This window comes from Parafrankia sp. Ea1.12 (genome assembly GCF_900465275.1).
In the GTDB taxonomy this organism is placed as follows: domain Bacteria; phylum Actinomycetota; class Actinomycetes; order Frankiales; family Frankiaceae; genus Parafrankia; species Parafrankia soli.
Window position 1 is genome coordinate 20,740 of the sequence record NZ_UBIZ01000327.1, and the last position, 6,671, is coordinate 27,410.

At 73.7% G+C, this 6,671-nt stretch carries 4 protein-coding genes; 3 read left to right on the top strand and 1 reads right to left on the bottom strand.

Features of this window, described 5'->3' with window-relative positions; genetic code table 11:
- Positions 1-172: 172 nt before the first annotated feature.
- Entirely contained in the window at positions 173-709 is a 537-nt protein-coding gene (locus FMEAI12_RS17700) for a glutathione peroxidase (protein ID WP_020462948.1), read from the top strand.
- Between the two features lie 80 nt (positions 710-789).
- Here FMEAI12_RS17700 and FMEAI12_RS17705 read toward each other — a convergent pair whose 3' ends face one another.
- On the bottom strand, positions 790-1,236 hold the full coding sequence (locus tag FMEAI12_RS17705) for a helix-turn-helix domain-containing protein (protein WP_071061011.1): 447 nt from the start codon (positions 1,234-1,236) through the stop codon (positions 790-792).
- Between the two features lie 783 nt (positions 1,237-2,019).
- Between FMEAI12_RS17705 and FMEAI12_RS17710 the strand changes: the two genes are divergently transcribed.
- Together FMEAI12_RS17710 and FMEAI12_RS17715 are read left to right on the top strand one after the other, a co-directional pair.
- Positions 2,020-5,313: a DUF2309 domain-containing protein gene (locus FMEAI12_RS17710; RefSeq protein WP_112106898.1), complete on the top strand. Its 3,294-nt coding sequence runs from the start codon at positions 2,020-2,022 to the stop codon at positions 5,311-5,313.
- Positions 5,310-6,671, top strand: a 1,362-nt coding sequence (locus FMEAI12_RS17715; RefSeq protein ID WP_304598626.1) for a proton-conducting transporter membrane subunit, incomplete at its 3' end; no start/stop codon positions are given. The genes FMEAI12_RS17710 and FMEAI12_RS17715, both read left to right, overlap by 4 nt.

Below are 6,671 nucleotides of genomic sequence, written 5' to 3' on the forward strand. Positions count from 1 at the left end.
AGGCCGGGTAGCGTCCGATGTGTCCGCGCGCCGTCCGCGTCGGCCCGTCCGGCTCCACCCGTGCGGGCCAAGGCTGTGTCCGGTCCTGCCCGGCCGGCTCCCGCTACGCGTCGGCGTCCCCGCCGCCGGACCTGCGGTCGTCGGGTCCGCACCACCGAGAGCTAGGTCGATCATGACTGTCCATGACTTCACCGTCGAGGCGACGGACGGCACCTCCCGATCCCTGCGCGACTACGCCGGCAAGACGCTGCTGATCGTCAACGTCGCCAGCAAGTGCGGCCTGACCCCGCAGTACGAGGGGCTGGAGGCGCTCTACCGCGACCTGAAGGGGCGCGGGCTGGAGATCCTCGGCTTCCCGTGCAACCAGTTCGGCGGCCAGGAGCCGGGCACCGACGCCGAGATCCAGGAGTTCTGCTCGACGAACTTCGACGTCACCTTCCCCGTCTTCAGCAAGATCGAGGTGAACGGCCCCGGTGCGGCCCCGCTGTACGACTACCTGCGCTCGGAGGCCCCCGGCGACTTCGGGCCGGAGTCGGGCTTCCTCTACGAGCACATCAAGCGCTCGCGGCCCGAGGCGATCGGCACCGACGAGGTGAAGTGGAACTTCACCAAGTTCCTGGTGGACGGCGAGGGCAAGGTCGTCCGCCGCTTCGAGCCCACCGTCACCCCGGACGAACTCCGCGGCGAGCTCGACACCTCCCTGGCCTGACGGGAGCGCTGTCGCCGACCCGGTAGCGCTGTAGCTGTCCGCCGCCCGGCAGACCGCCGGGCGGCGGACACGCGTGGCGGTCAGTGGCTCGGGCGGACCTCGCCGAGCCGCACGACCGTGGTGTCGCCGAGGCGCACCTGCTCGCCGCAGCTCGCGCACACGCACCGGGGCCGCAGCTCCGCGCCGCAGGAGTGCGCCCACACCGTCGGTGGCGGACCGGGCGTCACGTACCGGTCGCCCCAGTCCATGAGGCCGAGCAGCACCGTGTTCAGCGCCCTGCCGGACTCGGTCGCCACGTACTCGTGACGCGGCGGATGCTCGCTGTACTGCCGCTTCTCCAGCACCCCCGCCGCGACGAGCGAGCGCAGCCGGGTGGCGAGGATGTCCCGGCTCGCGCCGGTGTTCTCCACGATCTGGTCGAACCTGCGCGCGCCGAGCAGGACCTCCCGCAGGGCGAGCAGGCTCCAGCGTTCCCCGACGACGGCGAGCGCGTTCGCGATCGAGCACTCCCGCGCGGTCTTGCCCATCGCGGGCCTCCTCCATGGCCATGGACGTCCCCGGGACAGTGGCGAAGGTCCTGGAGCAGGGGTCCCGGGCACCAAGTCCATCCAAATTTCGAACTTACCACCGCGCCGCGGGGCCGGCCCGCCGCCGGCTACGGAGGTGCCGGGCGCTCCCCCACCCACGCGGGCGGGTCGCGCGGCCCGTGACGGAGCCCTGGCACGGCCGGGTGACAAGTCGGCCGGTAAATACCCTGGTGAGGGGCGGGCGTGGCGTGGGGTGGAACGCCTCCGGGTGTTCGCGATGTAAACAATGTCACCGCTCGAAAAGGTAGTCCTGTGTTTGTCGGGCAGCATTGGTGAACGCCTTCGCCGGTGATCGGCGACATATTCGAGGCTCATGCCACCTGTCGGCCGGCAAGGTCCGCGAGTAGCGTTCACGGTGATTCTCACCACCGCCATGACCGGCGCGGTCCGTGAGGGGCCAGGGTCCTTCATACTGATGTGGGACAGGCGGTCTGGCGCCGGCGGTACACCGGTCAGCCCGGCCGGCCCACGGATGGGCGGAACCGGCCGCGCGTCGTCGCTGGATTCGCGGCCGCGTTCAACAAAGTACTTCTCCCTGGCGCCGGGCCACCCGCCCGGATTATCAGGTTAACCCGTCCAACGGCGGTCGGGAGCTCGCTGGGCCGACACGGTCGTCGCGATGCTGGAAGACATGTGAGTACTCACCGCCATGGCGGGGGAACCGGTCGTTCGGAAAGAAGAACAGAACCCCGGATTCGTCGCCGGTAAGGGATGGGAGGGGACATGGCCTACGCCGCGGACCAGATCGAGATGATCACCCGGATCGTGGAGGAGGCGGGCGAGCTCCTGCCGCCGCAGGCCCCACTGGGGTACTTCTCCCATCACAACCCGCTGCACGCCCTGGAGGAGCTCCCGTTCCAGCGCGCGGTCGAGCACGCCTCGGCGATGCTGGGCACGGAGGCGCTGCAGACCGAGGAGGCCTTCGCCGCGCATCTCGCGTCCGGCCGGATCCTTCCCCGCGATCTCGCCGCGGTCCTCGAGCATCACGGCGACCGGGCGGGCGCTGTCCCCGGCCGGCATCTGCCGGTGGGAGCCCAGGGCACGCGCGGGGCCGGGGAGGAAATGCTCGACGGTGACGCCGAGGTCGTCCCCGGCGGGCCGACGTGGAACGAGTTCCGGCTCGCCCGGCTCGGGCTGTTCATCGACGTGCCGCGTGGCGCCGGGGCGTTGTGGGCGCTGGCCGACGGCGGTGAGCTGCACCGCGTCCACCCGCTGGTCACCGAGGCGCGGCGGGAGGAGCTGACCCGCCAGGGTCGGCGCCGTTTCGCGACCACGGAGCGGCGCACCCGGCGCGGCCGGGCGGCCCGGCTGCAGGCGCTGCGGGCCCGGCTGCTCGCGCAACTGTGGGAGGACCTGCGCCGGCACGCGCCGCCGCCGGCGCCGCGGCCGGTACCGCTGCGCCGCCGCGACCAGGTGCTCGAACAGTTCGGCGTCGACACCGACGAGGCCGTCCACCCGGTGCTGATCCGGCTCTGCGCCGCCTTCCTCGACCAGGGAGTCGCCGCCTGGGAGATGCCGCACCGGGAGAAGGGCCTGCTGGCCGCCTTCCGGCACCTGTTCGGGACGCTCGGCGCCCCGCGGGAGGCGTGCTGGGCCGGCCTCGGCGGCCAGCTGCGCCAGCAGCTCCGGATGAACTGGTCCGCCGAGCGGACGGTCGCCTGGGCGCTGTGGGCGCTGCAGGTGCCGGTGCACGCCTGGGCGGACACGGTGCGCGCGACGCTGGTCTCGCTACGCGGCTGGGCCGGGATGGTCCACCAGTTCGAGTGCCGTCCCGACCGGGCGCCGTCGCGCCCGGCACCCGCCCGGCTCATGGACTACCTCGCCGTCCAGCTCACGCTCGAGGTCGTCGTCTCCCACAACGTCCTGGCGCGGCTGATCGGCCCCGACGCGCGGCCGGAGGACCTCGGCCCGCTCGGCGCGCCAGGCGCGGCCCAGGGTGTCCTCGCGACCGGCACCACCGTCCAGGACGATCTCACCCGGGGTGAGCAGGAACTTCGCGGGGGCGACCTGGAGCTTGCCTACGAGGCGTTCGTCCTCGCGCAGGTGATGGACGTCGAGACCGAGGTGCTCGGTCATCCCCGGTGGGCGCGGGCCTGGTTGCGGGCCGTCGCCGAGTTCGACGCGGGCCGGCGGCGCTGGCTGCTGCACCTCGCCTACGAGCGCCGCTACCGGACCCAGGTGCTCGACGCGCTGTCGGCGCACGACCGGCGCTTCCCCGGGACGGTGCCGCCCCCCGACTTCCAGGCCGTGTTCTGCATGGACGAGCGGGAGGAGTCGCTGCGCCGGCACCTGGAGGAGAGCCATCCCCAGGTCCGGACCTACGGCGCCTCGGGGTACTTCGGGGTCGCCATGGCCTACCAGGGCCTCGACGACGTCCGCCCGCGTGCGCTGTGCCCGGTCACGATGACGCCGCGGAGCCTGGTCGTCGAGCGCGCGGTGGACGACGGCGAGCTGGTCGCCTACCAGCGGGCCCGGCGCAGGAAGGCCCAGCTCCAGCACACGATCTCGGCGGCCCGCGGCCGTCCGGCGCGGGCCGCGGCGTACTCCGCCATCGCCGGGCTGGCCGAGCTGGTGCCGCTGGCCGCCCGCGCGGTCGCGCCCAGGGCCGCCGGCGAGGGCGTGCGGATGCTCGGCCGCCGGGAGCCGGCGCGTCCGCTCACCCGGCTCGTCATCGAGGCGGCGCAGGACCACACACCGTCCACCGGACCGGCGGGGGATGGCGCGCAGGCGGGCGAGGCGGAGGAGCTCGTGCCGGGCGTGGGGGCGGGGCCGCTGCGCCTCGGGTTCACCGTCGAGGAGATGGCCGAGATCGTCGACACGCTGCTCACGACGATCGGCATGAGCGGCCCGCTCGGCCCGGTCGTGTTCGTGATCGGGCACGGTTCGTCCAGCGTCAACAACCCGCACGCGGCGGCCTACGACTGCGGCGCCACCGGCGGCGGCCAGAGCGGCCCGAACGCGCGCGCGTTCGCCGCCATGGCCAACCATCCGCGGGTGCGCGCCGCCCTGGCCCACCGCGGCCGCCTGATCGGCCCGGACACCTGGTTCGTCGGCGGCCACCACGACACCTGCGACAGCTCCCTGGCCTACTACGACACCGACCTGGTGCCCGCGCACCTGCGGCCGGCCCTCACCACAGCCACGGACGCGCTGCTGACCGCCGTCCAGCTCGACGCGCACGAGCGCTGCCGCCGGTTCGAGTCGGTCGGCCCGGACGTCGCCGCCGGCACCGCCCACGCCCACGTGCGGGGGCGCTCGGAGGACCTCGGGCAGTCACGACCGGAGTACGGGCACAGCACGAACGCGACCTGCGTGATCGGCCGGCGCTCGCGGACCCGGGGCCTGTACCTCGACCGCCGCTCCTTCCTGGTCTCCTACGACCCGACCGCGGACCCCGACGGCGCCGTGCTCACCCGGCTGCTCCTGTCGGCCGCCCCGGTCGGCGCCGGCATCAACCTCGAGTACTACTTCAGCCGGATCGACCCGATCGGGTACGGCGCCGGGTCGAAGCTGCCGCACAACATCACCGGCCTGGTCGGCGTGATGGACGGGCACGGCTCGGACCTGCGGACCGGGATGCCGTGGCAGTCGGTCGAGATCCACGAACCGATGCGGCTGCTGGTGATCGCCGAGGCGGAGCCCGAGCGGCTGGCCCGCATCGTGCGGGAGAACCCGCCGCTGCGCGGGCTGGTGGAGGGCGGCTGGATCCAGCTCGCCGCCTGGGACCCGTCCGGCCCCGAGACCTACCTCTACCGCGACGGCGCCTTCGAGCAGCACCAGCCCGAGAACCTGCGCTTCCCGGTGGTGGCCCGCTCGGAGCACTACTACGCGGGCCAGCGCGACCATCTCCCGCCGGCGCACGTGCTCGCCGCCTTCGGCGAGTCCCCGGACGTCGTGATCGACCGCCCGGGCACGGTGGCCGTGGCGGGCGCGGGAGCCGTCCAGCCCACGCGGGAGGCGATCGAGCTGCCGGAGCAGGCGAGCGGGCCGCTGCCGGTGCGGCGGGACGGCCAGTGACCACCGACCCGTCCCACCCGCTGCTCGCCGCCGCGCTGATCACCAGCGTCGCCGCGCCGGGCACGGCGGTGGCCGCGCTGGCGGTGCCCATGTGGTTCGGCCGCCTGCGGTCCGAACGGATCATCGGCATGATCGTGGCCGCCGCGTTCACCGTCTCGACCCTCGCCTGCGCGGTGCTCGCCCTCGGCCTGATGGCGACCGGCCGGGACACGGTCGACGCCAGCATCGGCCCGTGGTTCGGCGCGCACGGCCACACCTTCGCCTGGAGCCTGACGGCGGACATGCTGTCCGTCCCGTTCGCGCTCGTCGCGGCCGTCCTCATCGGGCTCACCGGCGCCGTCTCCGCGCGCTACCTGCACCGAGAACCCGGATTCGCCCGTTTCCACCTCCTCCTCGTCCTGTTCGGGACGGGGGTGGAGCTCACCCTGGTCGCGGGCGAGCTTCCGGCGCTTTTCTTCGGCTGGGAGCTGGTCGGCCTGACCTCGGCGCTGCTCATCGCCTTCTTCGTGGAACGGCCCGGGCCCGTCCGGCACGGCCTGCGGGCCTTCCTCACCTACCGCGCCGGCGACGCCGGCCTGCTCGTCGCGACGGTCTGGCTCGGGCACCTCGCCGGCACGGCCGGCGGAGACAGCGGCGGCCACGGCGGCAGGCACGGCCTCAGCTGGGACGACGTCCTGTCGTCACCCGGTGCCACCGCCCACGCGGAGATACTGGGCTTCCTGCTGCTGACCGCGGTGCTGGGGAAGTCGGCGCTGGTCCCGGTCGGCGGGTGGCTGCCGCGGGCGATGGAGGGACCGACGCCGTCCAGCGCCGTGTTCTACGGGGCGGTGTCGATCCACCTGGGCCCCTACCTCCTGCTGCGGGCGCAGCCGATGCTGGACCACGCGCCGGCCGTCCGCGCCGCCCTCGTCTGCGTCGGGGCACTGACGGCGCTGCACGCGACGCTCGTCAGCCGGGCCCAGAGCGACGTCAAGAGCGCGCTCGCCTACGGGTCGATGACCCAGGTGGGGCTGATCGTCGCCGAGATCGGGCTGGGGCTGCACACGCTGGCGATCCTGCACATCCTCGCCCACGCGACGCTGCGCTGCGCGCAGATCCTGCGCTCGCCCAGCGCGCTGCGCGACAGCCAGCGCCTGGAGCAGGCGCTGGGCGGCCAGGCCCCCGTGCCCGTATCGCGGCTGGGGCGGATCACGCCGGGACGGTGGCAGCCCCGGCTCTACCGGCACGCGTTCGAGAAGGGATACGCAGACGTGGTGCTTCGCCGAGTCGGAGGAGCCGCCGCCCGTGCGCTGACGGCGATCGACCGCTGGCAGCGACAGGCCGCCGACCTGATCGGTGGCCGGGGCACCGACCCCGGC

Coding starts and splice junctions, on each gene's coding strand:
- FMEAI12_RS17700 (WP_020462948.1), top strand. CDS start 173: ATGACTGTCCATGACTTCACCGTCGAGGCGACGGACGGCACCTCCCGA.
- FMEAI12_RS17705 (WP_071061011.1), bottom strand. CDS start 1,236: ATGGGCAAGACCGCGCGGGAGTGCTCGATCGCGAACGCGCTCGCCGTC.
- FMEAI12_RS17710 (WP_112106898.1), top strand. CDS start 2,020: ATGGCCTACGCCGCGGACCAGATCGAGATGATCACCCGGATCGTGGAG.